The sequence below is a fragment of the Lelliottia nimipressuralis genome (assembly GCF_004115925.1).
GTDB lineage: Bacteria > Pseudomonadota > Gammaproteobacteria > Enterobacterales > Enterobacteriaceae > Enterobacter > Enterobacter nimipressuralis.
In genome coordinates, this window is sequence record NZ_SDDX01000008.1 from 428,937 (window position 1) to 455,150 (window position 26,214).

A 26,214-nucleotide genomic window follows, 5' to 3' on the forward strand; every position below is an offset into this window, starting at 1 on the left:
GCCGGGCGTGCCTTCGCGCCGCCCGGCGTTGTTCGCGGCACCTTAGACCTTAAATAACCAACAGGCCGCAAAATGCCCCGGCGAGATCTCCTGCATGGCGGGCTCCTGCGAGCGGCAAACCGGCATGACGTGCGGGCAACGGCTGCAAAATTTACAGCCAGGAAGCACCGACGTAGGGCCGGGGATCTCCCCGCGCAGGGTCGCCTGCTCAAGATGGCGGATGCGCGGATCGGGCAGCGGAACGGCGGCCAGCAGCGCGCGCGTATAGGGGTGCGCCGGATGGGAATACAGCTCGCCCGCCGGGGCCACTTCCACCAGCTTTCCGAGGTACATTACCCCGATACGGCTGGAGATATGGCGCACCATCGACAGATCGTGGGCGATAAACAGATAGGTCAGCCCCAGCTCCTGCTGCAGGTCCTGCAAAATATTCACCACCTGCGCCTGCACCGACACATCCAGCGCCGAGAGCGGTTCATCGCACAGCACAAACTCCGGGCGCACCGACAGGGCACGCGCAATGCTGATGCGCTGGCGCTGACCGCCGCTGAATTCATGGGGGAAGCGCTGCAGATGTTCCTGTTTAAGCCCCACTTTATAGAGCAGGGTTTCCGTTCGTTCCCGCTGCTCCTCGCGGCTGTAGCCGTGGATCTGCATCGGTTCGGCCACCAGCTGCTGCACCGTCATACCCGGATTGAGCGACGAGTACGGGTCCTGGAAAATGGCCTGCATTCTTTTACGCAGCGGCTTAAGCTGCTTTTCGCTGGCCTGCGCAATCTCCTGTCCGGCAAAGTGAATTTCCCCGGAGGTGATATCAAACAGGCGCAGCATTGCGCGCCCAAGCGTCGATTTTCCGCAGCCTGATTCGCCCACCAGACCAAAGGTTTCTCCGCGCTGAATATCAAAACTCACGCCGTCGACCGCTTTCACCGCCACGCCTTTGCGCAGTAGCCCACCCTGAACCGGATAGTGTTTACGCAGTTCACGAACGCTCACTAAAGGGGCATTTTGCTCGCTCATGCCTGAACCTCCTTATCAGCCCATAACCAGCAGGCCGCACGGTGGCCCTCGCCTACGGAATAAAATGCGGGTTGGCGCTCACATTGCGGCATCCGTTTCGGACAGCGCTCGGCAAACGGGCAGCCCGGCGGCGGATCGAGCAGGCCAGGCGGCGTTCCTTCAATAGGTGACAGGCGGTGATTTGCCTCGTCCGCGCGCGGCAGGGAGGCCAATAACCCCTGGGTGTACGGGTGCGCCGGACGATAAAAAATATCCTCCACACTCCCCTCTTCCATCACCTGCCCGCCGTACATCACCACGACACGGCTGCACACCTGCGCCACCACGCCGAGATCGTGGGTGATCAGCAGAATGGCTGTCTGAGTCTGCTGTTGCAGGCTTTTCAGCAGGCGCAGGATCTGCGCCTGAATGGTCACATCCAGCGCGGTTGTCGGTTCGTCGGCGATCAGTAGTTTCGGGTTGCAGGAGAGCGCGATGGCGATCATCACGCGCTGGCGCATCCCGCCGCTAAACTCGTGGGGAAACTGATCGTAACGGCGCTCCGCTTCGGCAATCCCCACCTGATCGAGCATGGCGATGGCCGCCGCTTTTGCCGCCTTTTTGGACAGCCCTTTGTTGCGAACGAGGATCTCCGACATCTGCCTGCCGATGGTCACCACCGGATTCAGGGCTGTCATCGGGTCCTGGAAGATCATCGCAATGTCGTTGCCACGGATCTTGCGCATTTGCTCGGGGGTCTTCTTCGCGAGATCGTCATTCTGAAAGCGAATACTGCCGCCGGAGATGTGCCCGTTGCTGCCGAGCAGCTGAATGATCGATTTGCAGGTGACGCTTTTCCCGCACCCGGATTCCCCGACGATGCCGACCAGCTCCCCGGCCTGCACATGAAAACTCACGCCGCGCACCGCCTGTACGTTGCCGTCGCGGGTGCGAAACGAAGTGTGCAGATTATCGAGTTCTAATAAGTTATTCATCGCGGTTCGCTCCCGGCTCAAAGGCGGTGCGGAATACGTCGCCGAGCACGTTAAAACTAAACACCGTCAGCAAAATCAAAATGCCCGGGAACATCGCCAGCCAGGAGGCTTCGCCGATGTACGACTGGGCGTTGTTGAGCATACTCCCCCACGACGCAGCGGGCGCCTGCACGCCCAGCCCGAGGAAACTGAGGGTCGATTCCATCAGAATGGCCGATGCGATATTCAGCGTCGCCGCCACAATAATTGTCGGCAGCACGCCGGGAATAATATGGCGCAGAATGATGCGCAGCGGATGCTCGCCGGACGCGCGGGCATACAGAACATATTCGCGCTCTTTGACGCTGAGCGTTTCGGCACGCACCAGCCGCGACATGCTCATCCAGGTCAACAGGCTGATAATCAGGATGATGTTATCCACGCCCGGCTTGAGGTAGGCGTTCACCACCAGCAGCAGGAAAAACGCCGGAATAGCCATCAGAATATCGACGACGCGCATCATCAGGTTATCGAGCCAGCCGCCAAAATAGCCGCTGATGGTACCGACAAGCGTGCCGATCAGCGTGGAAAAAAGCATCGCCAGAAAACCGACCATCAGGGAGATCTGCCCGCCGTACAGGGCGCGGGTGAAGTAATCGCGCCCATATTCGTCGGTGCCAAACCAGTGCGCCGCGTCAGGCGGCAGGGTGCGCGCGCCAAGGGACATCTGATCCGGATCGTAAGGGCTTAGCCCTGCGCACAGGGCGGCGACGATAAAAATAAAGAGAACAAAGAGTGAAAACTGCGCCGGACGGTTGCGGCGCAGCTGGTGACGTACTTGTTGCCAGCGTCTGCTCATCCGGGGTTACCTCAGGGTACGAATACGGGGATCGGCGAAGCGATAGAGCAGATCGGCGATCAGATTGCCGACGATCAGCATCATCGACGACAGCATGATGATCGCCATGATCAGCGGGTAGTCCAGCGAGGTGATCGACTGAATGCCCAGCAGCCCCATCCCCGGCCACGAAAAGACGCTTTCGGTTACGTAGGCCCCCACAACCAGCTCGCCAAACGACAGGCCAAACAGGGTGATCACCGGCAAAAGTACGTTTTTCAGCACATGGCGGAACAGGATACTGGTGCGCGTGGCGCCATACGCCAGCTGGGTTTGCACATAGTCGGCGGAGAGCTGCGAAATGGTGTTCGAGCGGATATAGCGCACGTAGCTGGAGAGGTTATAGAAGGTCAGCGCAATGCACGGCAGCACGCCGTGACGCACCACGTCCAGCCAGTTGTCCTCCATACCGATAGTGCGCATCCCCATGCTGGGGAACCAGTTCAGCTGCACGGCAAAAATGGTGATCAGCAGAATACCGAACCAGAAAATGGGTACAGAAATACCGATATAGGCGAATAAGTTCAGGATGTGATCCAGCCAGCGGTGTTTGAACGCGCCCGCGAGCAGCCCCAGCGGAATGGCGAGGAGGATCGCCATCACCAGCGACGCGCCCATCAGCCCAAGCGTGGCCGGAATGCGTTCGCCGATCATCTCCAGCACCGGGCGATGGTAAATCAGCGAATAGCCCAGGTCGCCCTGCAAAACGTTTTTCAGCCACAGAACGTATTGCGTCACCAGGGGCTTATCCAGCCCCATGCTCTGGCGGATACGTTCGATATCTTCCGGGGCCATTCTCGGCGTGATGTACGCCGCCACCGGATCGCCGGGCGCGAGTTTGACCAGCAAAAACGCCACCAGCGAAATAAAGAAAAGCATCGGCAGCAGTTGCAGCAGCCGACGCGTCAGTAATGTGTTCACGACATGCCCTTAAAAAACACCCCGGCCAGTTGGCCGGGGCAACGACTTATTTTTGATAGATTTTTGAAAGGTCCTGGAACATATAAACCGGTTTCGGTTCGGCTTCCTGCGTCCCGCCAAAGCGTTTGTCCACGGCAACTGTCGCGTTGGTGTAGGCGATGGGGTAGTAGGTCATGTCGTTGGCGACGGTCTGCTGAATTTGCTTGTAGATTTCAGCACGTTTGCCGCTGTCGGTTTCTACTGCGCCTTTGTCCCACAGGGCGTCGAACTGCGGGTTTTTATAGTGCGCATAGTTGTAGGCTTCGTTGCTCATGAACAGGGATTTGTAGCCATCCGGCTCCGCACCCATGATGTAACCGCCGAGGTTCAGCTCCCACGCGGTGTTGTTCATATCCAGGCTGCGCTGAGACATGGCGTTGGAGTCGAGCGGCATCAGTTCCACATTCACGCCAATGCCTTTCAGCTGCTGCTGAATGTAGAGCGCCATGCTCTCCTGGGTTTTGTTGGTGTTCACATAGGCCAGGCGCAGCTTGAGATCGGCTGGCGCGCCGGACGCTTTCAGCAGTTCTTTGGCTTTTTGCTGATCGAACGTGTACTGCTCAACGTCGTTGGTCTGATAAAGCGTGTCCGGCGTCAGGAACGAGCTGGCCGGTTTAGCATAATCCAGCGAGGTGAACGCGGTTTGGGTCAGTTCGTCTTTGTTGATGGCATAAGCAATCGCCTGACGAAGCGGTTTGCTTTTCATCACCGGCACGTTCTGGTTGAAAGTCATGTACGCCAGACGGCCTTCCGGATAGACCACAAAATCAAATTTGCCGGTATTCTTCAGGCGGCTGACGTCCTGCGGGTCGACCATCTTCAGATTGATTTCGCCGTTTTGCAGCGCAAGGTTTGCGGAGTTGCTGTCTTTGGCAAAGCGATAGGTCACGGAGTCGAGCTTCGCTTTGCCGTTCCAGTAATCGTCAAAACGGGTCAGGGCGTAATATTGCCCCGCGCGGTACTCTTTAAACTTGAACGGACCGGAACCTACCGGCGCATCGTTTTTGGTGCTCTTTTCCAGATCCGCTTCTTTTGCGAACACGTGTTCCGGAATCGGGTAGATCTGCACCAGCGTTCCGGTAAAGGCGGCGCTGACCTGTGGCAACGTGAACTTCACGGTGCGATCGTCGACTTTACTCACTTCGACAGGCTTACCGCCGTAAGTAAACATGCTGCGGAAGAAGCTGTGCTGTTTGGCTTCGAGGAGCTTATTAAAGGTGAAGACCACGTCGGAGGCGGTCAGCGGCTGGCCGTCCTGCCATTTCAGATTCGGTTTTAAGGTCAGGGTATAGCTGAGATTATCGGCGGACGGCGTCAGGCTTTCGGCCAGGCCCCATTCGATTTTGCCGTCGTTAAAACTGTAGAGCGGCGCGTACAGCGCCTGCATGATGGTCAGCGTGGTACGGTCGCTGGCGTAGAGTGGGTTTACGGCCAGCGGGTCGCCGGACGTGATACCGATAATGAGCGAGCCACCCTCTTTTGGCGCATCACTTTTTGCTGCTGGCGCGTTCGCCGTTTCATTCTTTTTAGCATCGTCACAGCCCGCTGCGGCTAATGCCATGGACACCAGAACAGCAGATAACAGTAGCTTGCGCATATCTCACTCACTCCTTGCCTCAATAATATTAAATACTGAAAAGTTCTTTTTATTCAGGAGCATCATATTCAGCTTTGTCATATTGCGCATTAACAATGAAAATGCGATTTTCGATTAAGCTTATAACCAATTTGATATATATAAGCGCCAGAAGGAATAGGGCCTAATCAATTGCGCTCGCAACGTTAAAGGGTTCACGAATCTCCTGCTACACTGCCTCAACACATCACTAAAAAGGCAGATCAACATGTCAGACAACACCTACCAGCCACCGAAAGTGTGGGAATGGAAACAGAACAGTAACGGCGGCGCGTTCGCCAATATCAACCGCCCGGTTTCTGGCGCGACGCATGAGAAAACGCTGCCAGTGGGCGCGCATCCCCTGCAGCTCTACTCCCTCGGCACGCCAAACGGCCAGAAAGTGACGATTATGCTGGAAGAGCTGCTGGCGCTTGGTGTGACAGGCGCGGAGTATGACGCGTGGCTGATCCGCATCGGCGAAGGCGATCAGTTCTCCAGCGGGTTTGTGGACGTGAACCCAAACTCGAAAATTCCGGCACTTCGTGACCACTCTGTGAACCCGCCACTGCGCGTATTTGAATCCGGGAATATCCTGCTTTATCTGGCAGAAAAATTCGGTCACTTCCTGCCAAAAGATCCGGCGGGACGCACCGAAACCCTGAACTGGCTGTTCTGGCTGCAAGGCTCTGCCCCGTTCCTTGGCGGCGGTTTCGGCCATTTCTTTAACTATGCGCCAGTGAAAATTGAGTACGCGATTGACCGTTTCACCATGGAATCAAAACGCCTGCTCGACGTACTGGATAAGCAGCTGGGGCGCGGTCGTTTTGTCGCGGGAGATGAGTACAGCATCGCCGATATCGCCATCTGGCCATGGTTCGGCAGCGTGGTGCTTGGCAACGTGTACAACGCCGCCGAGTTCCTGGATGCAGGCAGTTACAAGAATGTTCAGCGCTGGGCCAAAGAAGTTGCCGAGCGCCCGGCGGTGAAACGCGGTCGCATCGTCAACCGTACCTTTGGCGAGCCAAGCGAACAGCTGCATGAGCGCCATGCCGCCAGTGACTTCGACACCCAGACCGAAGACAAACGTCAGGCGTAATACGCTGACAGATTGCCCGGTGGCGCTGCGCTCACCGGGCAAAATTACACGCCGAAACCGCCCTGCTGCAAAATCGCTTTTGCCTGATCCGACTGTAAATAATCCGCCAGCACCAGCCCCTGGGGCGTCATAACTGCGCTTGCATATTCCGCTCGCGGGTTAAAAGGCGCAGGTATGTCCAGCACGCTCAGGCCGGCAATCTGACGAAGCGCGGGCGCATAGCTGGCGTAGCCGATAAACAGATCCGCCTGATCACTTTCAATGATCCACTCTGCCGCCAGTTTACCCTGCGGAACCGGGGCAGACGCCCGCCCGCCGACCAGCGCCATCGCCCGCTCCCGCACAGGGATGCCCGCTTCGCCCATACGTGTGAACAGCTCCTGGGTGTAGTCGCCGGAGGGATCGCACCCCGCCGTGGAAGTGCCGAGGCGCAAATCGGGCCGCGTAAGCAGCGAGAACCAGTCATCGTCGTCGCGAAGCACCTCGCTGCGCGCTGTCAGGCAGAGCTGATTGCGGGCAAATACCGCCACGGAAGATGCCAGCCCCTTTATGAGCAATGCCTGAGGATGGGCGACATTTGCTGACGCAAACAGATCACACGGCTCTCCGGTTTCAATCCGTTCCCGCAGCAATCCGGCCGGACCAAACTGCGTCTCAACCGGATGCGGGAAATGGGCCAGTAATTGCGGCCATATACCGCGCAGGCTGCCCGCTGCCAGCACGCGCATCAGTCGATACCCTGGTAATGGGTGCGGTAGAAACGCTGATACCATTCGTCGGCGATTTTGCGCATATCAACGTCTTTAAACTTCTCAGGATAGAGTTTTTTCGCCATCCACAGTTCGCCAATGCCCATCGCTTCCGGCATCGGGTAGCCCCAGGCTTTGGCGTAGTCCGGCATCAGGTAGACGCGATGGTTTTTCACGGCGTCGATCACCTGCCACTGGGCCGAACCCTTGATTTCATCGACCACCGATGGATAGCGATCCTGCACAAAGATGACCTGCGGATCCCAGGCGATAACCTGCTCCATCGCCACGGTTTTAAAACCCTGAATGGTCGCCGCCGCCACGTTGACTGCGCCCGCATGGGCCATCATCAGACCGGTGTATTTCCCCGAACCGTAGGTGGTCAGTTCCGGATTGGCCATATAGGCGCGAATACGTTTCTCTGCAGGGATATCCTTCAGACGGTCGCTGACCATCTTGCGCCCTTTATCTGTGGCGGCGATCAGATCTTTGGCCTCCTGCGGTTTGTTGACGATCTCACCGATCAGCGTGATCCCCTCGCGCAGACCCAGATCGTAGGCTTTTTCTTCGTCGGCAAGGGTTGGGTTCAGCTTCGCTTTTTCGCCCGGCGCGTCGTGGCGCAGGGAGATGGCGATCACCGGGATACCCAGGCTGCTGATTTTGTCGATCATCTCCTGCGGCGCGTAGTTGGTGACAAACACCACCTGCGGATGCAGAGCGATCAGTTTTTCCGGGTCCACATGGGTGAGATCGCCGAGCGTCGCTTTCTGGTTCAGCTCCGGTGCCAGGCGGGCGTAGCCCTCGCCAAGCTGCTGTTTCCAGTTCCCCATCACGCCGACGATTTTGTCGGTCGCGTTCATTTGCACCAGTAAGTTCAGCGTCTGATGCTGAAGCACTACCACGCGGTCGACCTTATCGGGAACGGTGACGGTACGGCCAATTTGATCGGTTATCTGGCGGGATGCCTCAGAAGATAACGGGAGTAAAATCAGTAAACTAAAGGTAACTGCCTGCCAAAATCGATTGTTCATAATGCCCTCGCACTTTCGTTATGCACAGAATTATATAACGATTTGTGACGCAGATCTTCGCCTGCTTTGTGGGTAGGCATTATTGCCATGAAAAAATGAACACCCCGGCATTAAATAATTCCCTGACCGGTTTCGTCTTTTGCAAATAAAAGGCAAAGGGCGAGAGTGAAAAAATAATCCGCTGCGAAAAATTATTTCATCCCTATTTTCTTAAAAGAAAACAGATGTACTTATTGCAAATCACGCTCTTTTTTCAACAGCATATTTACAACCGACGCTAAACTGGCAAGAATAATTTTTATTTCCCCTAAGAAACGTCCCATGTCAGAACAGGCGCTACGACAGCAGATTCAGAATCTGAAAAAGCATAACGCCCGGCTTGCCAGGCTGGCGCGTGACGCCCGCAGTAAGCTCAGCGCTGCGCTGGACGGCACGGGCCTGTGTCTGTGGCAGCTCGACGTGCCCAGTGGGAAGTTAATTATCTACAATCGCCGCTGGGGCTCGATGCTCGGGTACCAGCCGAAAGAGCTGAATGCGCAGTTCGACGTCTGGCGCGAGCACCTTCATGCCGATGATAAACAGATGGTGCTGGATGCGTTTTATGACCATCTCCACGGCAAAACCCCGTTCTACGAAGCCCTGCACCGCATGCAGCATAAAAATGGCACCGTCAGTTGGGTGCTCGATCGCGGGCGTGTCAGCGAATGGGATGAGCACGGGAATCCGCTCAAGGTCACCGGCACCCACATTGATATGACGAAGGAAAAGCAATACGAGGAGCAACTCGCGCTGCTGGCGAACCACGATCCGCTGACCGGCCTTGCCAATCGTCATGCGCTAATCAAACAGTTCCGCGCCCTGAAAGAGCAGGGTCCACTCTGCGTGGCTTTTATCGATCTGGATGATTTCAAAACCGTTAACGACACCTTTGGCCATCGCAGCAGCGATGAACTGCTGATTCAACTGAGCCAGCGCCTGCGCGAAACCTGCCCGCAGGGTTCTGTCGTAGGGCGTCTGGGCGGCGATGAGTTTGTTCTGCTGTTGCCCTTCCCGCTCTCCAGTCTGTGGGTGAACAGCACCGCGCACAGCTGTTTGCGCGCGGCGCTGACCCCTTTCGAGCTGGATAACGGCCAGGCGCAGGTGGGGGCATCGATTGGGATAGATGAGGTTCAGCCGCAGGATGATTTCGTAAACGCCCTGCGCCGCGCCGATCAGTCGATGTACCAAATCAAACACACCGGAAAGAACGGGGTGGCGATCGGCTCCACGCTTATCTCGATTTCCCGTACCGGAACGGACGCGTGAAGGCCAGCCGCCAGCAGAGCATTATCCAGCTACTGAGCGACTGCGACGGGTTGACCACCGACGCGCTGGCAGAGCAGCTGGCGGTCAGCAAAGAGACTATTCGCCGCGATTTGAAAGGGCTGCAGCAGCAGGGGAAAATTGTGCGTCACCATGGCCGCGCGCGGGCCATTCACCCGGACAACCGCGACGGCGGTGAGCCGTTTGGCGCACGCCTAAAGAGCCATTACGCCGATAAAGTGGATATCGCCCACCGCGCGCTGGACTGGGTCAGCAGCGGAATGACTCTTGCCCTCGACGCCAGCTCGACCTGTTTTCATCTGGCGCGCCAGCTTCCGGACATCGACCTGACGGTGTTCACTAATAGCCTGCCCATCTGTCACGAAATGGCGAAACGCGAGCGCATCACGCTTATCTGCACCGGCGGCACGCTGGATCGTAAGTATCGTTGTTACGTCAATCCGGCGCTGATCTCCCTGCTGAAAGGCGTGGAGATAGACCTGTTTATCTTTTCCTGTGAGGGGGTGGACGAACAGGGCGATATGTGGGACCCGGCCGAGCACAGTGCGCTCTTTAAAACGCAGCTGTTACGCCGCGCCAGCCAGTCGCTGCTGTTGATTGATAAGAGTAAGTTTCAGCGTGCGAGCGAAGTCAAAATCGGCTCGCTGTCGCAGGTGACGCAGATGATTACCGATGCTCACCCCTCCAGACGGTAGCCCGCCATAAAGTAGCGCAGCGTGGTACTCGACTGATTTTCTTTGAAAAAATCCATCACCATATCGCGGTCCAGCCCGTAGCGGCGTGTCAGGATACCGGCCTCCCACGCGCTGAGCTGGCGATCGCCGGTTTTCTCAAACATCCGGTGCGAAAATCCCAGCACAAATCCCCGTTTATAGTCAGAGCAGAAATGCGCGACGTTCTTTGCGGTATCCGCCTGTGCCGCGCGCATCCCCGCCATCAACCCTTTGCCAAAATGGTTTTCCATTGATTTACCCTCAATCGCTATATATTAAATTATATAGCGATATTTTGAGCGATGGCTAGTGGAAATTAAGGCCGCACGGGGCGGCCTTTAGGGATGAATCAGAACGAAACCCACTCGTCGGGCGTACCCGATGCGTTAGCCCGCGCGGGCGCTTTCGGCGACGCAGTAGGCGCACCGTTTTGCGGTTCCTGCGCGGACAGGCGGAATTTCTGCACTGAGCGTTGTAGCTCTTCCGTCTGACGTTCCAGCGCCGGGGCGGCGGCGGAGACCTGCTCTACCAGCGAGGCGTTCTGCTGCGTTACGCCGTCCATCTGGGTGATCGCCACACCGACCTGGGAAATGCCTTTGCTCTGCTCTTCCGACGCCGACGCGATCTGCTTCATGATGGTGGTCACTTCGGTCACGGCACGCAGGATCGCTTCCATGGTGGTCCCGGTATCGCTGACGATTTTCGAACCCTGCTCGACGCGTGAAACGGAATCGGCGATCAGGCCTTCGATCTCCTTCGCCGCATTTGCGCTTCGGCTGGCCAGGTTACGCACTTCGCCTGCCACCACAGCAAATCCCCGGCCCTGTTCACCGGCACGCGCCGCTTCGACCGCCGCGTTGAGTGCCAGAATATTGGTCTGGAAAGCGATGCTGTTGATGACGGTAGTGATCTCGGCAATCTTCTTCGAGCTGGCGGAAATTCCGCTCATGGTGGTAACCACGTCATCCACCAGCGAACCGCCACGGCTTGCGGTAGTGGAGGCAACATCGGCCAGCTGGCTCGCCTGACGCGCATTTTCGGCGTTGAGTTTCACCGTGGCGGTGAGCTGTTCCATGCTCGCGGCGGTCTCTTCCAGTGCGGCGGCCTGCTCTTCGGTGCGTGAAGAGAGATCGTTATTTCCGCTGGAAATTTCAGTGGCTCCGCGCCAGATATTCTCGCTGCCGGAGCGGATCGAGCTGACCGCTTCGCGCAGGCTGTCCTGCATTGCGGTTAACAGAGGCACCAGGCGGCCCACGCAGTTACGCCCAAACGGCGTAATCGGCTGGCTGAGATCGCCCTGCGCAATCTGGCGAAAATGCTCGCGAATGCGATCCAGCGGTTTCACCAGCATCGCCACCAGGTAACGGTCGGTGAAGAGGAGGATCAGCAGACCGATAATCGTCGCGGCGATGATCACAACGCGCGTCATGCTCGTCAGGCTGTCCACCACGTCACGCGTACTGTCGAGCGTGCTGGCAGCGGAAGTGTTGAATTTATCCGCCGCTGCACCGAAAGCGCGGCTCAGCGGTGGCGTGACGTTGTTGGCCTGCTGACGATATCCCTCGATCGTTCCCTGTTGCGCCTGCTGCATTTGCAGGGCAATCCCCTGATCCAGTAACGCCTGCCAGCTGCTAATCACTTCAGCAGAGACGCTTTCGTCCATCGGGCCTGGCGAAATGGCCTTCATCTCGTTCAGCTTCTTGCTCATATTCTCCAGCGCCTGCTGCGCGGGGGCTAAATCGGGATTTCCACCCGCAACTTTGGCTTCCATTGCGCGGCTGAGGCGCGTGACAAAGCGGAAATATTGATCGTTACCCTGACTCAAAATAGTCATTTGTTTCACGATCTGGCGATCGATGTCATTACCGTCTGAGACCCTGGAAAGTGACCAGGTGCTGTAAAGCCCAACCCCTGCCCACATCAAACAAAAAATACCCAGAATCGTCAGCATGACGAACCGGATAGTAAAATTACGAAGCATTTGCATAAGAGTATCCTTGCCGTTAGGGAAAACTCGCTTGAGACGAGTCTTATCTTCGTTATCGGCAATGCCTACACTTTAAGGAGTATTTTTATAAAAACTTGCACATCTAAACTTTTAAAAAAAATAATATTGCCTAATACCCTTATAATTAGCACGCAAATATAATAGAAAAAGACCGGAATTTTCCGGCCCTTTTTTGAAACATTAAATTCATATTACTTCAAATATTTCTCAAACCATCCCAGAGTCCGTTTCCATGCCAGCTCCGCTGCGGGCTCGTCATAACGCGGGGTCGAGTCATTATGGAAGCCATGATTTACGCCGGGGTAAATATAGGCTTCATAGACTTTATTATTCGCTTTCAGGGCGGCTTCGTACGCTGGCCAGCCTTCGTTGATGTTCTTATCCAGCTCGGCATAGTGCAGCAGCAGCGGCGCGTTGATTTTCGGGACATCAGACGCCGCGGGCTGGCGGCCATAAAACGGCACCGCGCACTCCAACTCCGGATAGGCCACCGCGGCGGCATTCGAGACGCCGCCGCCGTAGCAAAATCCGGTAATCCCCACGTTGCCCGTCGCATCGGGATGTTTTTTCATAAACTCCACGGCGGCAAAGAAATCATTCATTAATTTGGTGGGGTCCACTTTCTGCTGCAGCACTTTCCCCTCTTCATCATTCCCTGGATATCCGCCGACGGAACTTAATCCGTCCGGTGCCAGCGCAATATATCCCGCCTTCGCTACCCGGCGGGCAACGTCTTCGATATACGGATTTAAACCGCGGTTTTCATGGACCACGACCACCGCCGGCACTTTTCCCGTCGTCTTTGCAGGCTTCACCAGATAACCCCGCACTTCACCGTGTCCGTTGGGTGAAGGGTAGTGAATGTATTCCGGCAAAATATCGGGATCGGTGAATTTCACCTGTTCAGCAAGGGCGTAATTCGGTTTGAGCATATTGAATAACGCCAGCGCCGTAACACCGCCTGCCGCGTAGCGCGCCGCAAGATTGAGAAACTCGCGTTTGGTTATTTTGCCGTGGGCGTAATAGTCATAGTAATCGAGCAATTCTTGCGGAAAATCTTTCGCGGTCAGCCGGGTCATCGCATATCTCCAGGAATTGTGATTTTATAAGGATAGAATGAAAACGCTGTTTCGAAAATTCATCACTAAAAAAGGAGATATCATGTCCTGGACCCCTACTTCAAGCCGCTACGACACCATGCAGTACCGTTACTGCGGGAAGAGCGGCCTGCGTTTGCCCGCGCTATCACTTGGATTGTGGCACAGCTTTGGTCACGTTCAGGCGCTGGACAGCCAGCGCGCACTGCTGCGCAAAGCTTTTGATTCAGGCATTACCCATTTTGATCTCGCGAATAACTACGGCCCGCCTCCAGGCAGCGCGGAAGAGAATTTTGGTCGTCTGCTGCGCGAGGATTTTGCCGCGTATCGCGATGAACTGATTATCTCCACCAAAGCCGGATACGACATGTGGCCTGGCCCGTACGGATCTGGCGGTTCGCGGAAGTATCTGCTCGCCAGTCTCGACCAGAGCCTGAAACGCATGGGCGTAGAGTATGTCGATATTTTCTATTCCCACCGCGTTGACGAAAACACGCCGATGGAAGAGACCGCCGCCGCGCTGGCACAGGCTGTTCAGAGCGGGAAAGCGCTCTACGTGGGGATTTCCTCTTACTCGCCGGAACGCACGCAGAAAATGACTGAACTGCTGCGCGAGTGGAAAATTCCACTGCTGATCCATCAGCCGTCCTACAACCTGTTAAACCGTTGGGTGGATAAAAGCGGCCTGCTGGATACCCTCGTGGCAAACGGCACCGGCTGTATTGCTTTTACACCGCTGGCGCAGGGGCTGCTGACGGGCAAATACCTGAACGGTATTCCGGATGGTTCGCGTATGCAGCGTGAAGGCAAAAAGGTGCGCGGGTTGACGGAAAAGATGCTGACCGACGCGAACCTGAACAGCCTGCGACTGCTCAACGAAATGGCGCAGGCGCGCGGGCAGTCAATGGCACAGATGGCCCTGAGCTGGCTGCTAAAAGATGAGCGCGTGACGTCTGTGCTCATCGGCGCCAGCCGCCCTGAGCAGATCGAAGAGAACATTCAGGCGCTGCAAAATCTGCACTTTAGCGACGATGAGTTGAAGAGGATTGATCAGCACGTTGCGGATGGAGAGTTGAATTTGTGGCAGGCATCGTCAGATAAATAGAGAACGCGGCGTGATGCCCTCCGTCGCCTCTCATGGCCCGGTAAGCGTCGCGCCACCGGGCCTGCTAGCCTACACCGTAGCAGGGTCCACCACCGGGCGCTCGTACTCCGGCCAGACCAGCACCACCAGCTCCGGGTAAGCTTCCAGACTGAATTCGCGGAAACACTGACGTAAATTCAGCACGTCCAGATCGGAATGCGAGACCTTCTCACCATTCAGGCAGCGCTTTTTGATATTGTCATAATATTTATAGACCGCCGAGTTCAGATCGCTGCAACGGCGCTGGGCTTCAAAAAGACCGGGGCGGTCGTTTATTTCCGTCATCTTCATCCGCTTAATTGTGGCATGAAGAAAGTCGATATATTCATGATTGACGCGCCAGTACCATACCGGCGTTATCGCATTCATCAGCAGTGAGAAATGGTCCTCACCCTCTTCTTTGGTCATCGGAATCGGCTGGGATGACTCGCCAGTTTGCTGTAAGTCTTTCGTTTTATTGAACTCACGCATCAATAAAAGAACACCAGCGGTAAGCAATAGCAATGTAATGACAGAATAAAAAATGCTGTTCATGGGATGGCTCCATTTTTTTTGATTTTAAATTTGCCTCATGTTATTGTCAACGAATCTCACGCCCTATTTGAACCTACCCTGTTGAAATTAAAGGATATTAAAATGCTGCCCGACAATCTTGTGCCGGTCCGGTACCACATCGCCTCTGTGGTCCCTAAATCGGCGGAAGCAGAAAGCAATGCTAATTTCACTCAGGGAAAAAGAAAACTATCCGATTTTGAGGCTGACATATTAATTGGTGTTACCCGTACCGGTAAATCACGTAATATGCTGTTAGAAGAGCATGACCGCCATATAAAAGATCGGCTATTTCGCGTGGTGAAGATTGAAGCCTTTGCCCACCTGCTTAACGACCTGCAGGCCGAGGGAGAAATAGACGCTCAAACATTAAGTCAAATAATGGCTGAAAAAACCGAAGAAATAAACGAAGCTGGCAACGAAATTTGGCTTAATCTAATTACCCGAGAAAAAAACAACCCTATTTTTTATAAACTAGAGGATGATTAACGTGAAAGAAGTTGAAGATAATAACGTTTATTTGACTTTAGATAACCATAAAAGCGATGAGTTTATCTTAAAGCAAAATCTCGACGCATTAATAAAACATAAAAATGACGAGATGACCCGCATTGCGCAAGACATGGTATCGATCCCGGCTGCGCTGGTTCGCCTGAAGTGGGAAAATCGCCGCGAGATCTACTCGTTGCAGGTGAAAGAAGAGATTTATGGCGCGATGATTAACGCGGTCATATCCCTCAAGCCCGAACTGAAAGAGAAAATCATGGGCCGCATTGAGAGCAACTACCAGCATCTGCTCTCCAGAGAGGCCTCCACGCTGCGCTTGACGCGCAAACTGGCTGACGGTGGCTATCACACCTCGAACGTCACCACCGTCGCTCTCGACGAAGATGCGCTGGCGGCAAAAGTGGACGCCCCTTCCCACACGCCTGCAGAGCCGAAATAGCCTCACCAGTCAGATTCCCCCGAATACGACAACCTCCTCCTCTCGCTCTTCTACACTTAATGGCCTAACTCACCCAACAGGAGAGGCCTTATGTCAAAACATCAGACACATATCCAGGACCCAACCACCCAGTACTACACCGGCGACTACCCTAAGCAAAAGCAGCCAGCGCCTGGCGTGCAAGCGAAGATGACGCCCGTGCCAGACTGCGGCGAGAAGAGCTACAAAGGTAGCGGCAGGCTCCAGGATCGTAAGGCACTGGTGACTGGGGGTGATTCCGGTATCGGGCGCGCCGCCGCCATTGCTTACGCGCGTGAAGGCGCTGACGTGGCGATTAACTATCTGCCTGCGGAAGAAGAGGACGCCCAGGAGGTCAAACAGCTGATCGAAGAGGCGGGCCGTAAAGCGGTGCTGATTCCAGGCGATCTGAGCGATGAGTCCTTTGCCCGCTCGCTGGTGCATAAAGCCCGCGAAGCGCTGGGCGGGTTGGATACGCTGGCGCTGGTTGCCGGTAAACAGGTCGCTGTCGAGAAGATTGCCGATTTGACCACCGAACAGTTTACGCAAACCTACGCGGTGAACGTGCTGGCACTTTTCTGGATCACACAGGAGGCAATTCCCGTCCTGCCTGCCGGTTCCAGCATCGTGACTACCTCGTCCATTCAGGCCTATCAGCCAAGCCCGCATCTGCTCGATTACGCCTCGACGAAAGCGGCGATACTGAACTACAGCCGTGGGCTGGCAAAACAGGTGGCAGAGAAAGGCATTCGCGTTAACGTGGTTGCCCCTGGCCCGATCTGGACGGCACTGCAAATTTCTGGCGGCCAGACGCAGGAGAAAATTCCGCAGTTTGGTCAGAAGACGCCGATGAAACGTGCGGGGCAGCCTGCTGAACTGGCTGGAGTGTATGTCTATCTGGCGAGTCAGGAGTCGAGCTACGTTACGGCAGAAGTGCACGGCGTGTGCGGCGGGGAACATTTAGGCTAGTGCTGTCAGTCTGCCCGGGGGCGCTACGAATATCGCGCCTGCGGGTTTGTCCCGCCTGAGACTTTCTCTTACACGTTACTCACGAAAGAGAGAAAACAAAACGGCAACTTGCGTTGCCGTTTTTACGTTTATTTCGCCGCCGTTTTCTCTTCGCCGACCAGTCCGATTTTGAGATAGCCCGCCTGGTGCAGCGTATCCATCACTCTCATCATGGTCTCGTAGTCGACGGTTTTATCCGCGCGGAAGAAGACGGTAGTGTCTTTTTTGCCCTGGGTCAGCGCATCCAGTGCCGGAATAACGGATTGATCGGTGACCGGGTCGTTGCCCAGGAACATCGATTTATCAGCTTTCACCGACAGGTAAATCGGTTTTTCCGGACGCGGCTGCGGCTGGCTGGAAGAGGCCGGCAGATTGACCTTCACGTCCACCGTCGCCAGAGGCGCGGCCACCATGAAGATAATCAGCAGAACCAGCATAACGTCGATAAACGGCGTTACGTTGATTTCGTGCATTTCGCCGTTATCGTCCAGATTTTCATTAAGACGCATTGCCATAACGTATCAACCTACACGCAGTTTCGAAGCAGAATGTACCGGCTTAACGGAGCTGGCGCTGAGGTCGAGATCGCGGCTTTGCAGCAGCAGAACCTGTGCGGCAACATCACCGAGCGTGGCTTTGTAGCTGCCAATCATACGCGCGAAGATGTTATAGATAACCACCGCCGGAATAGCAGCGATAAGGCCGATAGCCGTTGCCAGCAGCGCTTCCGCGATGCCCGGTGCCACTACGGCGAGGTTGGTGGTTTGCGTCTGAGCAATACCGATGAAGCTGTTCATGATGCCCCACACGGTACCAAACAGACCCACGAACGGGGAGATCGCACCGATAGTTGCCAGATAACCATTTCCGCGGCCCATGTGACGGCCCACGGCGGCAACGCGACGTTCCAGGCGGAAGCCCGTACGCTCTTTAATGCCTTCGTTATCTTCACTGCCTGCGGAGAGTTCCAGTTCGTTCTGAGCTTCGTTGACCAATTGGGTGGTCAGGCTTTTCGCATGGAACGCGGAGGTGATGTCAAATGCCTGATTCAGCGAGCGTGCTTCAGCCAGCTGCTGTTGCTCGCGCTTAAGGCGGCGCTTTTGAGAAATCAGCTCAACGCTTTTGCTGAAGAAAATTGCCCAGGTGATCACGGACGCCAGAATCAGGCCGATCATCACAATCTTAACCACGATGTCAGCATGTTGATACATGCCCCAAACGGAGAGATCCGTCTGCATCAAATTATTACCCACTCTGTATCTCCAGGACGCAAATCACAAATTCTGAGCATAATAATATCAAAACCACGTCGAATTGATAGTAGTTCTCATTAGTATTTGCATAGTGCCGTAAATTTCGCTCATTTTCCTTGCGCTTACGCAGTAAAAATTTCTTATGCGTATTTTTCATAAAATATTGTGCTTATTCGCTAAGCATCCGGATGCAGATTTTCGCAATCGTGGTAGTCTGGACGTCCAGACGGATAAAAACAGGTTTAGCGAACATGACAGAGAAGCATCTTGATACCACGCTTGTGCAGGCAGGACGCAGTAAAAAGTACACTCAGGGTTCGGTAAATAGCGTGATTCAACGCGCCTCCTCGCTGGTCTTCGATACTGTTGAGGCCAAGAAGCACGCCACCCGCAACCGCGCGAAAGGCGAGCTGTTTTATGGGCGTCGCGGCACCTTGACCCATTTCTCATTGCAGGAAGCGATGTGCGAGCTGGAAGGTGGCGTCGGCTGTGCCCTGTTCCCGTGCGGTGCCGCTGCGGTGGCGAATACGATTCTGGCGTTCGTTGAACAGGGCGATCATATCCTGATGACTAACACCGCCTACGAGCCAAGCCAGGATTTCTGCACCAAAATCCTGACCCGTCTGGGTGTCACCACCGGCTGGTTCGATCCGCTGATCGGCGAAGGCATTGCGGAGCTTATCCAGCCGAATACGCGCATTGTGTTCCTGGAATCTCCCGGCTCTATCACCATGGAAGTGCATGACGTTCCGGCGATTGTCCGCGCGGTGCGTCGCGTGGCGCCAGACGCTATCATCATGATCGATAACACCTGGGCGGCGGGCGTGCTGTTTAAAGCCCTTGAGTTTGACATCGATATCTCGATTCAGGCGGCAACGAAATACCTGATTGGCCACTCAGACGGCATGATTGGCACGGCGGTGTCTAACGCCCGCTGCTGGGATCAGCTGCGCGAAAACGCCTACCTGATGGGGCAGATGGTAGATGCTGATACCGCTTATATGACCAGTCGCGGGCTTCGTACGCTGGGCGTGCGTCTGCGTCAGCATCACGAAAGCAGTCTGAAAGTGGCTGAATGGCTGGCGCAACATCCGCAAGTCGCTCGCGTGAATCACCCTGCGCTACCGGGCAGCAAAGGCCACGAATTCTGGAAACGTGACTTTACGGGCAGCAGCGGTCTGTTCTCATTTGTTCTCAATAAACGACTGAGTAACGACGAGCTGGCAGCCTACCTGGATAACTTCTCGCTCTTTAGCATGGCTTACTCCTGGGGCGGCTTTGAATCGCTCATTCTGCCGAATCAGCCTGAACAACTTGCCGGTTTGCGGCCGGGCGGAGAAATCGACTTTACCGGCACGCTGATCCGACTGCACATCGGTTTAGAAAATGTTGATGATCTGATCGCGGATTTATCGGCAGGTTTCGAACGCATCGTGTAGAGTGCGGGCTGTAAATGTACTCCCGGACCGTTTTACAGACACGTGCAGCAGAAAAGACTGCATTTGTTGGGTCCCCGATCAACCCCACTGGGCGAAATCAGGAGTACAATAGCCACATATCAGTTGTTCCACAGGAAAGTCCATGGCTGTCATTCAAGATATTATCGCTGCGCTCTGGCAACACGACTTTGCAGCGCTGGCGGACCCGCACGTTGTAGGTGTTGTTTATTTCGTTATGTTCGCCACGCTTTTTCTGGAAAACGGTCTGCTGCCGGCCTCGTTTCTTCCGGGCGACAGCCTGCTGTTATTAGCCGGGGCGTTAATCGGTAAAGGCGTTATGGACTTCGCCCCCACGATCGTGATTTTAACGTCGGCCGCCAGCCTCGGCTGCTGGTTGAGCTATGTGCAGGGCCGCTGGCTCGGCAATACGCGCGTGGTGAAAGGCTGGCTGGCGCAACTGCCCGTGAAATACCACGAGCGCGCCACCTGCATGTTTGACCGCCACGGCCTGTTGGCTCTGCTCGCCGGACGTTTTCTGGCGTTTATTCGCACCCTGCTGCCAACGATGGCCGGGATTTCTGGCCTGTCGAACCGCCGCTTCCAGTTCTTCAACTGGCTGAGCGCCCTGCTGTGGGTCGGCGTTGTGACCTCTTTGGGTTATGCCCTGAGCATGATCCCGTTTGTGAAGCACCACGAAGATCAGGTGATGACCTTCCTGATGATCCTGCCGATTTTCCTGCTGGTTGCAGGCCTCGTCGGGACGCTGTTTGTGGTGATCAAGAAGAAATGCTGTAACGTCTAATCTTGTCCGTCTTCTCCCTCCCCGGGAGAGGACGCTTTACATTCCCTGCATCGTTCTGATACGCGCCGCATCTTCCCCCGGCGTCACGCCAAAATAGCGTTTAAACTCACGGCTGAACTGCGACGCACTTTCATAGCCAACGCGCATCGCCGCAGCGCTGGCTTTCATCCCATCGTGAATCATCAGCATCCGCGCTTTGTGCAGGCGATAGCTTTTCAGGTACTGCAACGGCGACGTGCTGGTGACGGATTTAAAGTTATGGTGGAACGCCGAGACGCTCATATTGGCCTCTGACGCCAGCTCATCCACGCTCAGGTTTTCCGTGTACTGGCTCTCAATACGTTTTAATACGCGGCTGATGAGGCTGAAATGGGTCTGACGGCTCACTAGTGCCAGCAGCGCCCCGCCGCCCGGTCCCATCAGAACGTGATAGAGGATCTCGCGGATTATCTGCTTGCCGAGAATACGCGCGTCGAGCGGGCGTTCCATAACGTCCAGCAGACGCTCAATGGCGCACAGAATCTCATCGGAGAGCGTCGCGGAGTTAATGCCGCTCGCCGCCATCGCGGGCTGGAACAGTTCGTCTTCACCGATATCCATCAGCAGTTCCTGAAGCTGGAGAATATCTACGTTGACGCGAATGCCCGCCAGCGGAACGGCCTCAGTCGCATAGGTTTCACATTCAAAGGGTAAAGGTACTGTGAGGAGTAAATATTCGTTGGTGTCGTAACGGAACACGCGCTCATTGATATAGCCAATTTTATGGCCTGAAAAGAGAAATACGATGCCGGGCTGGTACATCACTGGCGTGCGCGTACCGGGCTGTGTGCCGTATAAAAGACGTATATCCGGCAACAGCTCAGTGAGCGTATTTTCTTTATCTTTCAGTCTGTTAATTTGCCCCGTCAATTGCAGGCAAATCTCATCGCGGTTCATTCAGGTTTACTCCCGATACGGTTTCCATTGTTGCCAGTTTGCGCACCTTTTCGCATTTTCTCCAGCCCTCTGTAGAAATGGGCAAGACAACGGCAGGAATGTGCATTGAGAGGCGTGCCTTCGATGGCCACAATGGGCACCATCAGGCAGCCATCGACGCCGCCACGTTTTTCACCCACATAAGGGAACGAGCAATGAATAATTTTAATCTGCATACCCCAACCCGCATTCTGTTTGGTAAAGACGCCATCGCCGATCTGCGCGACCAGATCCCAGCCGGGGCGCGCGTCCTGATCACTTACGGTGGCGGCAGCGTCAAAAAAACCGGCGTGCTGGACCAGGTGTACAGCGCGCTGGAAGGCGTGGACGTACGTGAATTCGGCGGCATCGAGCCAAACCCGTCCTACGAAACGCTGATGAACGCAGTTAACATCGCCCGTGAAGAGAACATCACCTTCCTGCTGGCAGTCGGCGGCGGGTCGGTTCTCGACGGCACCAAGTTCATCGCGGCTGCGGCCCATTACGCCGATGGCGTGGACCCGTGGGAAATTCTGCAAACCGGCGGCAGCAAAATCACCAGCGCCATCCCGATGGGCTCTGTACTGACTCTGCCAGCGACCGGTTCTGAATCCAACAAAGGCGCGGTCATCTCCCGTAAAACCACCGGTGACAAACAGGCCTTTATGAACGAACACGTTCAGCCTGTGTTTGCGGTGCTGGACCCGGTTTACACCTACACCCTGCCGCCGCGTCAGGTGGCTAACGGCGTAGTGGATGCCTTCGTTCACACGGTTGAGCAGTACGTCACTTATCCGGTCAACGGCAAAATTCAGGATCGCTTCGCGGAAGGTATTCTGCTGACGCTGGTAGAAGACGGCCCAAAAGCGCTGAAAGAGCCAGAGAACTACGATGTGCGCGCAAACGTGATGTGGGCGGCGACTCAGGCGTTGAACGGTCTGATTGGCGCAGGCGTGCCACAGGACTGGGCGACCCACATGCTGGGCCACGAACTGACCGCGATGCACGGCCTGGATCACGCCCAGACGCTGGCGGTGGTTCTGCCAGCTCTGTGGAATGAAAAACGCGACACCAAACGTGCCAAACTGCTGCAGTATGCAGAACGCGTATGGAACATCACTTCCGGTTCTGAAGACGAGCGTATCGACGCGGCAATCGCGGCGACCCGTAACTTCTTCGAGCAGCTGGGCGTGCCGACTCGCCTCTCCGGTTACGGCCTGGATGGCAGCTCTATCCCTGCCCTGCTGGCTAAACTCGAAGAGCACGGCATGACGCAACTGGGCGAGAATCACGACATTACGCTGGACGTCAGCCGTCGCATTTACGAAGCGGCCCGCTAAGCGTTTTTGTCATCCCGCCTTTCGTTTTTTGACATTTCGTCCAGACTTAATGCACACCACATCACCGGGGACACCCCCGGTGATGAGCAAATGGAGGAGGAAAAATGGCAAACCAAACCGTAATTAAGCTTCAGGACGGCAACGTCATGCCCCAGCTGGGACTGGGCGTATGGAAAGCCGGTAATGACGAGGTCGTGTCCGCCATTCACAAAGCACTGGAAGTCGGCTATCGGTCTATCGATACCGCCGCCGCGTACAAAAATGAAGACGGCGTCGGCAAAGCGTTGGCCAGCGCCAGCATCCCGCGCGATGAGTTATTCATCACCACTAAACTGTGGAACGACGACCAGAAACGCCCACGCGAAGCCCTGCTGGAAAGCCTAGAAAAACTTCAGCTCGATTTCGTCGATCTCTATCTGATGCACTGGCCGGTTCCGGCAATCGATCACTACGTTGAGGCCTGGAAAGGTCTGATCGATCTGCAAAAAGAGGGGCTGGTGAAGAGTATTGGCGTCTGTAATTTCCAGATCCATCATCTGCAGCGGCTGATTGATGAAACGGGCGTCGCGCCGGTGATCAACCAGATTGAGCTGCATCCGCTCATGCAGCAGCGTCAGCTGCACTCCTGGAACGCCACGCACAAAATTCAGACCGAATCCTGGAGCCCGCTGGCTCAGGGCGGCGAAGGCGTTTTCGATCAGAAAATTATTCGCGACCTGGCCGAGAAGTACGGCAAAACCGCCGCGCAGATCGTCATTCGCTGGCATCTGGACAGCGGTCTGGTGGTGATCCCGAAATCGGTCACCCCGGCGCGTATCGCCGAGAACTTCGACGTCTGGGATTTCCGCCTGGATAAAGAGGAGTTAAGCGAGATAGCGAAGCTGGATCAGGGCAAGCGTTTGGGGCCAGATCCGGATCAGTTTGGGGGGTAACACCCTCGTTCAAAAGCCCGACAAACGTCGGGCTTTTTTATTGCCGGGCGACAGGCTTAGCGCCCTGCCACTTTCCCGCGTTTTTTGTTCGCCGCCGGCGTCTGGCGCTGATGCGCAACAGGCGTGTGTTTGGTCAGTGCCGGACGCGTATTGCGGTTCTGGCGACGCGCTTCGCGCATCTCATCCAGAGTCGGCGCAGGCACCAGGCATTCGCGGCGCGAGCCAATCAGATGCTTTTTACCCATATCTTCCAGCGCCTGACGGATCAGCGGCCAGTTGGCCGGATCGTGATAGCGCAGCAGTGCTTTATGCAGTCGACGCTGTTTGTCACCTTTCGGCACCACCACATCTTCACTCTTGTAACCAATTTTACTCAGCGGGTTCTTGCCGGTGTAATACATGGTCGTCGAGTTAGCGAGCGGCGACGGATAGAAGTTCTGCACCTGATCGAGACGGAAACGACGCTGCTTCAGCCACAGAGCCAGATTCACCATATCCTCATCGCGCGTACCAGGGTGCGCTGAGATGAAATAGGGAATCAGGTACTGCTCTTTACCCGCCTGTTTCGAATAGGTGTCAAACAGCTCTTTAAAGCGATCGTAGCTGCCCATGCCCGGCTTCATCATCTTCGACAGCGGGCCTTCTTCCGTATGCTCAGGGGCGATCTTCAGATAGCCGCCAACGTGATGGGTCGCCAGCTCTTTGATGTAGCGCGGATCTTCCACCGCGATGTCGTAACGCACGCCGGAGGCGATCAGGATCTTCTTGACGCCTTTCAGATCGCGGGCGCGACGATACAGGTTGATCGTCGGCTGGTGGTTGGTGTCCATGTGCTGACAAATATCCGGATAGACGCACGACAGACGGCGGCAGGTCTGCTCCGCGCGCGGTGATTTGCAGCGCAGCATATACATGTTGGCGGTCGGGCCGCCCAGATCGGAGATCACGCCGGTAAAGCCCGGAACTGTGTCGCGAATGGCTTCGATCTCGTTAACGATCGAATCCTCAGAGCGGCTCTGAATAATGCGCCCTTCGTGCTCGGTGATCGAACAGAACGAGCAGCCGCCGAAGCAGCCGCGCATGATGTTGATCGAGAAGCGGATCATCTCGTAGGCAGGAATTCGGCTATTGCCATAGGAAGGATGCGGCACGCGTTTGTACGGCAGTGCAAACACGCTGTCCATCTCTTCGGTTGAGAGCGGAATGGCTGGCGGGTTAACCCAGATATAGCGCTCGCCGTGCTTTTGCATCAGCGCACGTGCGCAGCCTGGGTTAGTTTCATGATGCAGAATGCGTGACGCGTGCGCGTAAAGCACCTTGTCGCCTTTCACTTTTTCAAAGGACGGCAGCAGAACGTAGGTTTTTTCCCACGGTTTTGGGCGCGGCGGCTGCACGACCACGGCTTTGGCTTCGGCTTTCTTCGGTTCGACCGGTTTGTTGTCCGCACACGGCAAATCTTCGCCATACGGGTGCGGGATCGGGTCGATTTTGCCCGGCATGTCGATGATACGGGAATCCACCCCGCTCCAGCCCGGTAGCGCTTCTTTCACCATGATCGCCGTGTTACGCACGTCGCGGATATTACCGACAGGTTCGCCCTGCGCCAGGCGGTGCGCCACTTCCACCAGCGGACGCTCGCCGTTGCCGAAAATCAGCATATCGGCTTTGGAATCCACCAGCACCGAACGGCGCACGGTATCAGACCAGTAATCGTAGTGCGCGGTACGGCGCAGGCTCGCTTCGATTCCCCCCAGGATGACCGGCACGTCTTTCCATGCTTCTTTGCAGCGCTGGGTATAAACCAGCGTGGCGCGATCCGGACGCTTACCGGCGACGTTATCGGCGGTGTAGGCATCGTCGTGGCGCAGTTTGCGATCGGCTGTGTAGCGGTTGATCATCGAGTCCATGTTCCCGGCGGTAACGCCGAAGAACAGGTTGGGTTTGCCGAGGCTCATGAACGCGTCTTTGCTGTTCCAGTCTGGCTGGGAGATGATCCCTACGCGGAAGCCTTGCGCCTCCAGCATACGGCCACAAATGGCCATGCCGAAGCTCGGGTGATCGACGTACGCATCGCCCGTCACCAGAATAATATCGCAGCTGTCCCAGCCCAGTTGGTCCATCTCTTCGCGGGACATCGGCAGGAATGGCGCCGGTCCGAAGCAGGCAGCCCAGTGCTGGGGCCAGGAGAAGAGGTCTCGATCCGGCTGGATCAGGGATATTGCGCTCATAATGCTTCCGAAGAAAAAATAGACAAAGGGCGGGGATTATACGCTGGATTTATACATGAAATGAAGGGGTATTATGCGGGCATTTTCGCCGCTCGCCCGGCGGCGCTGCGCTTAGCGTGCCTGGGTTCGCGG

27 protein-coding genes are annotated in these 26,214 nt (G+C 55.8%); 11 read left to right on the forward strand and 16 right to left on the reverse strand.

All coding sequences use genetic code 11. The features are described from left to right. Positions 1–42: 42 nt before the first annotated feature. The 5 genes from ETG88_RS08300 to ETG88_RS08320 are packed head-to-tail and all read right to left on the reverse strand — an operon-like array spanning position 43 to position 5,428. The gene (locus tag ETG88_RS08300; protein WP_123428469.1) at positions 43–1,020 is read right to left on the reverse strand and encodes an ABC transporter ATP-binding protein; all 978 of its coding nucleotides are present in this window, start codon (positions 1,018–1,020) and stop codon (positions 43–45) included. Further along, on the reverse strand, positions 1,017–1,994 hold the full coding sequence (locus ETG88_RS08305) for an ABC transporter ATP-binding protein (RefSeq protein WP_129035151.1): 978 nt from the start codon (positions 1,992–1,994) through the stop codon (positions 1,017–1,019). Before ETG88_RS08305 ends, ETG88_RS08300 begins: the two co-directional genes overlap by 4 nt. Beyond that, the gene (locus ETG88_RS08310) at positions 1,987–2,832 is read right to left on the reverse strand and encodes an ABC transporter permease (RefSeq protein ID WP_100778937.1); all 846 of its coding nucleotides are present in this window, start codon (positions 2,830–2,832) and stop codon (positions 1,987–1,989) included. The genes ETG88_RS08305 and ETG88_RS08310 overlap by 8 nt, the downstream gene beginning before the upstream one ends. A gap of 6 nt (positions 2,833–2,838) precedes the next feature. Then, complete coding sequence (locus ETG88_RS08315) at positions 2,839–3,792, reverse strand: ABC transporter permease (RefSeq protein WP_129035152.1); 954 nt, start codon at positions 3,790–3,792, stop codon at positions 2,839–2,841. Positions 3,793–3,838: 46 nt separating this feature from the next. Continuing rightward, a complete protein-coding gene (locus ETG88_RS08320; RefSeq protein ID WP_100778935.1) occupies positions 3,839–5,428 on the reverse strand; it encodes an ABC transporter substrate-binding protein in 1,590 nt (529 codons plus the stop codon). Positions 5,429–5,675: 247 nt separating this feature from the next. On the opposite strand from ETG88_RS08320, the gene yghU reads away from it, so the two are divergent. Next, on the forward strand, positions 5,676–6,545 hold the full coding sequence (gene yghU, locus ETG88_RS08325) for a glutathione-dependent disulfide-bond oxidoreductase (protein ID WP_129035153.1): 870 nt from the start codon (positions 5,676–5,678) through the stop codon (positions 6,543–6,545). Positions 6,546–6,589: 44 nt separating this feature from the next. Here the strand turns inward: yghU and ETG88_RS08330 are convergent, their stop codons facing one another. Continuing rightward, a complete protein-coding gene (locus ETG88_RS08330) occupies positions 6,590–7,273 on the reverse strand; it encodes a molybdate ABC transporter substrate-binding protein (RefSeq protein ID WP_129035154.1) in 684 nt (227 codons plus the stop codon). After that, positions 7,273–8,325 (reverse strand): ABC transporter substrate-binding protein, encoded by a 1,053-nt coding sequence (locus ETG88_RS08335; protein ID WP_129035155.1) that lies wholly within the window; start codon positions 8,323–8,325, stop codon positions 7,273–7,275. Before ETG88_RS08335 ends, ETG88_RS08330 begins: the two co-directional genes overlap by 1 nt. A 321-nt stretch (positions 8,326–8,646) precedes the next feature. Between ETG88_RS08335 and ETG88_RS08340 the strand changes: the two genes are divergently transcribed. Continuing rightward, positions 8,647–9,630, forward strand: coding sequence for a sensor domain-containing diguanylate cyclase (locus tag ETG88_RS08340; RefSeq protein WP_129035156.1), 984 nt, complete (start codon positions 8,647–8,649; stop codon positions 9,628–9,630). Beyond that, entirely contained in the window at positions 9,627–10,343 is a 717-nt protein-coding gene (fucR, locus tag ETG88_RS08345; RefSeq protein ID WP_107702835.1) for an L-fucose operon activator, read from the forward strand. Before ETG88_RS08340 ends, fucR begins: the two co-directional genes overlap by 4 nt. Here the strand turns inward: fucR and ETG88_RS08350 are convergent. The 3 genes from ETG88_RS08350 to yghX form a co-directional block, all read right to left on the reverse strand. Then, complete coding sequence (locus ETG88_RS08350; RefSeq protein ID WP_095283363.1) at positions 10,325–10,612, reverse strand: DUF2623 family protein; 288 nt, start codon at positions 10,610–10,612, stop codon at positions 10,325–10,327. The genes fucR and ETG88_RS08350 overlap by 19 nt on opposite strands. 98 nt (positions 10,613–10,710) lie before the next feature. Beyond that, positions 10,711–12,348 carry a methyl-accepting chemotaxis protein gene (locus ETG88_RS08355; RefSeq protein WP_129035157.1) on the reverse strand — a complete coding sequence of 546 codons (1,638 nt, stop codon included), beginning with the start codon at positions 12,346–12,348 and terminating at the stop codon, positions 10,711–10,713. A gap of 212 nt (positions 12,349–12,560) precedes the next feature. Further along, positions 12,561–13,448, reverse strand: coding sequence for a YghX family hydrolase (yghX, locus tag ETG88_RS08360; protein WP_129035158.1), 888 nt, complete (start codon positions 13,446–13,448; stop codon positions 12,561–12,563). Positions 13,449–13,530: 82 nt separating this feature from the next. Between yghX and ETG88_RS08365 the strand changes: the two genes are divergently transcribed. Then, a complete protein-coding gene (locus tag ETG88_RS08365) occupies positions 13,531–14,571 on the forward strand; it encodes an aldo/keto reductase (protein ID WP_102104854.1) in 1,041 nt (346 codons plus the stop codon). A 69-nt stretch (positions 14,572–14,640) separates the two neighbouring features. On the opposite strand, the gene ETG88_RS08370 is transcribed toward ETG88_RS08365, so the two are convergent. After that, on the reverse strand, positions 14,641–15,144 hold the full coding sequence (locus ETG88_RS08370) for an ESA_00282 family adhesion-associated protein (RefSeq protein ID WP_100778927.1): 504 nt from the start codon (positions 15,142–15,144) through the stop codon (positions 14,641–14,643). Positions 15,145–15,246: 102 nt separating this feature from the next. On the opposite strand from ETG88_RS08370, the gene ETG88_RS08375 reads away from it, so the two are divergent. From ETG88_RS08375 to ETG88_RS08385, 3 genes are all read left to right on the forward strand, one after another. Next, the gene (locus ETG88_RS08375; protein WP_095283367.1) at positions 15,247–15,651 is read left to right on the forward strand and encodes a hypothetical protein; all 405 of its coding nucleotides are present in this window, start codon (positions 15,247–15,249) and stop codon (positions 15,649–15,651) included. After that, positions 15,644–16,108, forward strand: a complete 465-nt coding sequence (locus ETG88_RS08380; protein ID WP_129035159.1) for a cytoplasmic protein — start codon at positions 15,644–15,646, stop codon at positions 16,106–16,108. Before ETG88_RS08375 ends, ETG88_RS08380 begins: the two co-directional genes overlap by 8 nt. Before the next feature lie 90 nt (positions 16,109–16,198). Further along, the gene (locus tag ETG88_RS08385) at positions 16,199–17,095 is read left to right on the forward strand and encodes an SDR family oxidoreductase (RefSeq protein ID WP_100778925.1); all 897 of its coding nucleotides are present in this window, start codon (positions 16,199–16,201) and stop codon (positions 17,093–17,095) included. Between the two features lie 128 nt (positions 17,096–17,223). On the opposite strand, the gene exbD is transcribed toward ETG88_RS08385, so the two are convergent. Continuing rightward, entirely contained in the window at positions 17,224–17,649 is a 426-nt protein-coding gene (gene exbD, locus ETG88_RS08390) for a TonB system transport protein ExbD (protein ID WP_129035160.1), read from the reverse strand. A gap of 6 nt (positions 17,650–17,655) precedes the next feature. Then, on the reverse strand, positions 17,656–18,387 hold the full coding sequence (gene exbB / locus ETG88_RS08395) for a tol-pal system-associated acyl-CoA thioesterase (protein WP_100778923.1): 732 nt from the start codon (positions 18,385–18,387) through the stop codon (positions 17,656–17,658). Between the two features lie 251 nt (positions 18,388–18,638). On the opposite strand from exbB, the gene metC reads away from it, so the two are divergent. Next, positions 18,639–19,826 (forward strand): cystathionine beta-lyase, encoded by a 1,188-nt coding sequence (metC, locus tag ETG88_RS08405; RefSeq protein WP_100778922.1) that lies wholly within the window; start codon positions 18,639–18,641, stop codon positions 19,824–19,826. 142 nt (positions 19,827–19,968) lie between these two features. Next, positions 19,969–20,628, forward strand: coding sequence for a DedA family general envelope maintenance protein YghB (gene yghB, locus ETG88_RS08410; protein WP_100778921.1), 660 nt, complete (start codon positions 19,969–19,971; stop codon positions 20,626–20,628). A 36-nt stretch (positions 20,629–20,664) separates the two neighbouring features. Here the strand turns inward: yghB and ETG88_RS08415 are convergent, their stop codons facing one another. Together ETG88_RS08415 and ETG88_RS08420 are read right to left on the reverse strand one after the other, a co-directional pair. Beyond that, positions 20,665–21,564, reverse strand: coding sequence for an AraC family transcriptional regulator (locus ETG88_RS08415; protein WP_100778920.1), 900 nt, complete (start codon positions 21,562–21,564; stop codon positions 20,665–20,667). After that, on the reverse strand, positions 21,561–21,779 hold the full coding sequence (locus ETG88_RS08420) for a hypothetical protein (RefSeq protein WP_102104772.1): 219 nt from the start codon (positions 21,777–21,779) through the stop codon (positions 21,561–21,563). Before ETG88_RS08420 ends, ETG88_RS08415 begins: the two co-directional genes overlap by 4 nt. On the opposite strand from ETG88_RS08420, the gene yqhD reads away from it, so the two are divergent. Together yqhD and dkgA are read left to right on the forward strand one after the other, a co-directional pair. Further along, positions 21,759–22,922, forward strand: coding sequence for an alcohol dehydrogenase (gene yqhD, locus ETG88_RS08425; protein WP_129035161.1), 1,164 nt, complete (start codon positions 21,759–21,761; stop codon positions 22,920–22,922). The genes ETG88_RS08420 and yqhD overlap by 21 nt on opposite strands. Positions 22,923–23,026: 104 nt before the next feature. Next, the gene (gene dkgA, locus ETG88_RS08430) at positions 23,027–23,854 is read left to right on the forward strand and encodes a 2,5-didehydrogluconate reductase DkgA (RefSeq protein WP_100778917.1); all 828 of its coding nucleotides are present in this window, start codon (positions 23,027–23,029) and stop codon (positions 23,852–23,854) included. A gap of 56 nt (positions 23,855–23,910) precedes the next feature. Here the strand turns inward: dkgA and ETG88_RS08435 are convergent, their stop codons facing one another. After that, positions 23,911–26,082 carry a YgiQ family radical SAM protein gene (locus ETG88_RS08435; RefSeq protein ID WP_129035162.1) on the reverse strand — a complete coding sequence of 724 codons (2,172 nt, stop codon included), beginning with the start codon at positions 26,080–26,082 and terminating at the stop codon, positions 23,911–23,913. Positions 26,083–26,214: the final 132 nt, after the last annotated feature.

Excerpts from the sequence above, each read along its gene's own strand:
- ETG88_RS08300 (WP_123428469.1), bottom strand. The coding sequence starts at position 1,020 with ATGAGCGAGCAAAATGCCCCTTTAGTGAGCGTTCGTGAACTGCGTAAA.
- ETG88_RS08305 (WP_129035151.1), bottom strand. The coding sequence starts at position 1,994 with ATGAATAACTTATTAGAACTCGATAATCTGCACACTTCGTTTCGCACC.
- ETG88_RS08310 (WP_100778937.1), bottom strand. The coding sequence starts at position 2,832 with ATGAGCAGACGCTGGCAACAAGTACGTCACCAGCTGCGCCGCAACCGT.
- ETG88_RS08320 (WP_100778935.1), bottom strand. The coding sequence starts at position 5,428 with ATGCGCAAGCTACTGTTATCTGCTGTTCTGGTGTCCATGGCATTAGCC.
- yghU (WP_129035153.1), top strand. The coding sequence starts at position 5,676 with ATGTCAGACAACACCTACCAGCCACCGAAAGTGTGGGAATGGAAACAG.
- ETG88_RS08330 (WP_129035154.1), bottom strand. The coding sequence starts at position 7,273 with ATGCGCGTGCTGGCAGCGGGCAGCCTGCGCGGTATATGGCCGCAATTA.
- ETG88_RS08335 (WP_129035155.1), bottom strand. The coding sequence starts at position 8,325 with ATGAACAATCGATTTTGGCAGGCAGTTACCTTTAGTTTACTGATTTTA.
- ETG88_RS08340 (WP_129035156.1), top strand. The coding sequence starts at position 8,647 with ATGTCAGAACAGGCGCTACGACAGCAGATTCAGAATCTGAAAAAGCAT.
- ETG88_RS08350 (WP_095283363.1), bottom strand. The coding sequence starts at position 10,612 with ATGGAAAACCATTTTGGCAAAGGGTTGATGGCGGGGATGCGCGCGGCA.
- ETG88_RS08355 (WP_129035157.1), bottom strand. The coding sequence starts at position 12,348 with ATGCAAATGCTTCGTAATTTTACTATCCGGTTCGTCATGCTGACGATT.
- yghX (WP_129035158.1), bottom strand. The coding sequence starts at position 13,448 with ATGACCCGGCTGACCGCGAAAGATTTTCCGCAAGAATTGCTCGATTAC.
- ETG88_RS08365 (WP_102104854.1), top strand. The coding sequence starts at position 13,531 with ATGTCCTGGACCCCTACTTCAAGCCGCTACGACACCATGCAGTACCGT.
- ETG88_RS08370 (WP_100778927.1), bottom strand. The coding sequence starts at position 15,144 with ATGAACAGCATTTTTTATTCTGTCATTACATTGCTATTGCTTACCGCT.
- ETG88_RS08375 (WP_095283367.1), top strand. The coding sequence starts at position 15,247 with ATGCTGCCCGACAATCTTGTGCCGGTCCGGTACCACATCGCCTCTGTG.
- ETG88_RS08380 (WP_129035159.1), top strand. The coding sequence starts at position 15,644 with ATGATTAACGTGAAAGAAGTTGAAGATAATAACGTTTATTTGACTTTA.
- ETG88_RS08385 (WP_100778925.1), top strand. The coding sequence starts at position 16,199 with ATGTCAAAACATCAGACACATATCCAGGACCCAACCACCCAGTACTAC.
- exbD (WP_129035160.1), bottom strand. The coding sequence starts at position 17,649 with ATGGCAATGCGTCTTAATGAAAATCTGGACGATAACGGCGAAATGCAC.
- metC (WP_100778922.1), top strand. The coding sequence starts at position 18,639 with ATGACAGAGAAGCATCTTGATACCACGCTTGTGCAGGCAGGACGCAGT.
- yghB (WP_100778921.1), top strand. The coding sequence starts at position 19,969 with ATGGCTGTCATTCAAGATATTATCGCTGCGCTCTGGCAACACGACTTT.
- ETG88_RS08415 (WP_100778920.1), bottom strand. The coding sequence starts at position 21,564 with ATGAACCGCGATGAGATTTGCCTGCAATTGACGGGGCAAATTAACAGA.
- yqhD (WP_129035161.1), top strand. The coding sequence starts at position 21,759 with ATGAATAATTTTAATCTGCATACCCCAACCCGCATTCTGTTTGGTAAA.
- ETG88_RS08420 (WP_102104772.1), bottom strand. The coding sequence starts at position 21,779 with ATGCAGATTAAAATTATTCATTGCTCGTTCCCTTATGTGGGTGAAAAA.
- dkgA (WP_100778917.1), top strand. The coding sequence starts at position 23,027 with ATGGCAAACCAAACCGTAATTAAGCTTCAGGACGGCAACGTCATGCCC.
- ETG88_RS08435 (WP_129035162.1), bottom strand. The coding sequence starts at position 26,082 with ATGAGCGCAATATCCCTGATCCAGCCGGATCGAGACCTCTTCTCCTGG.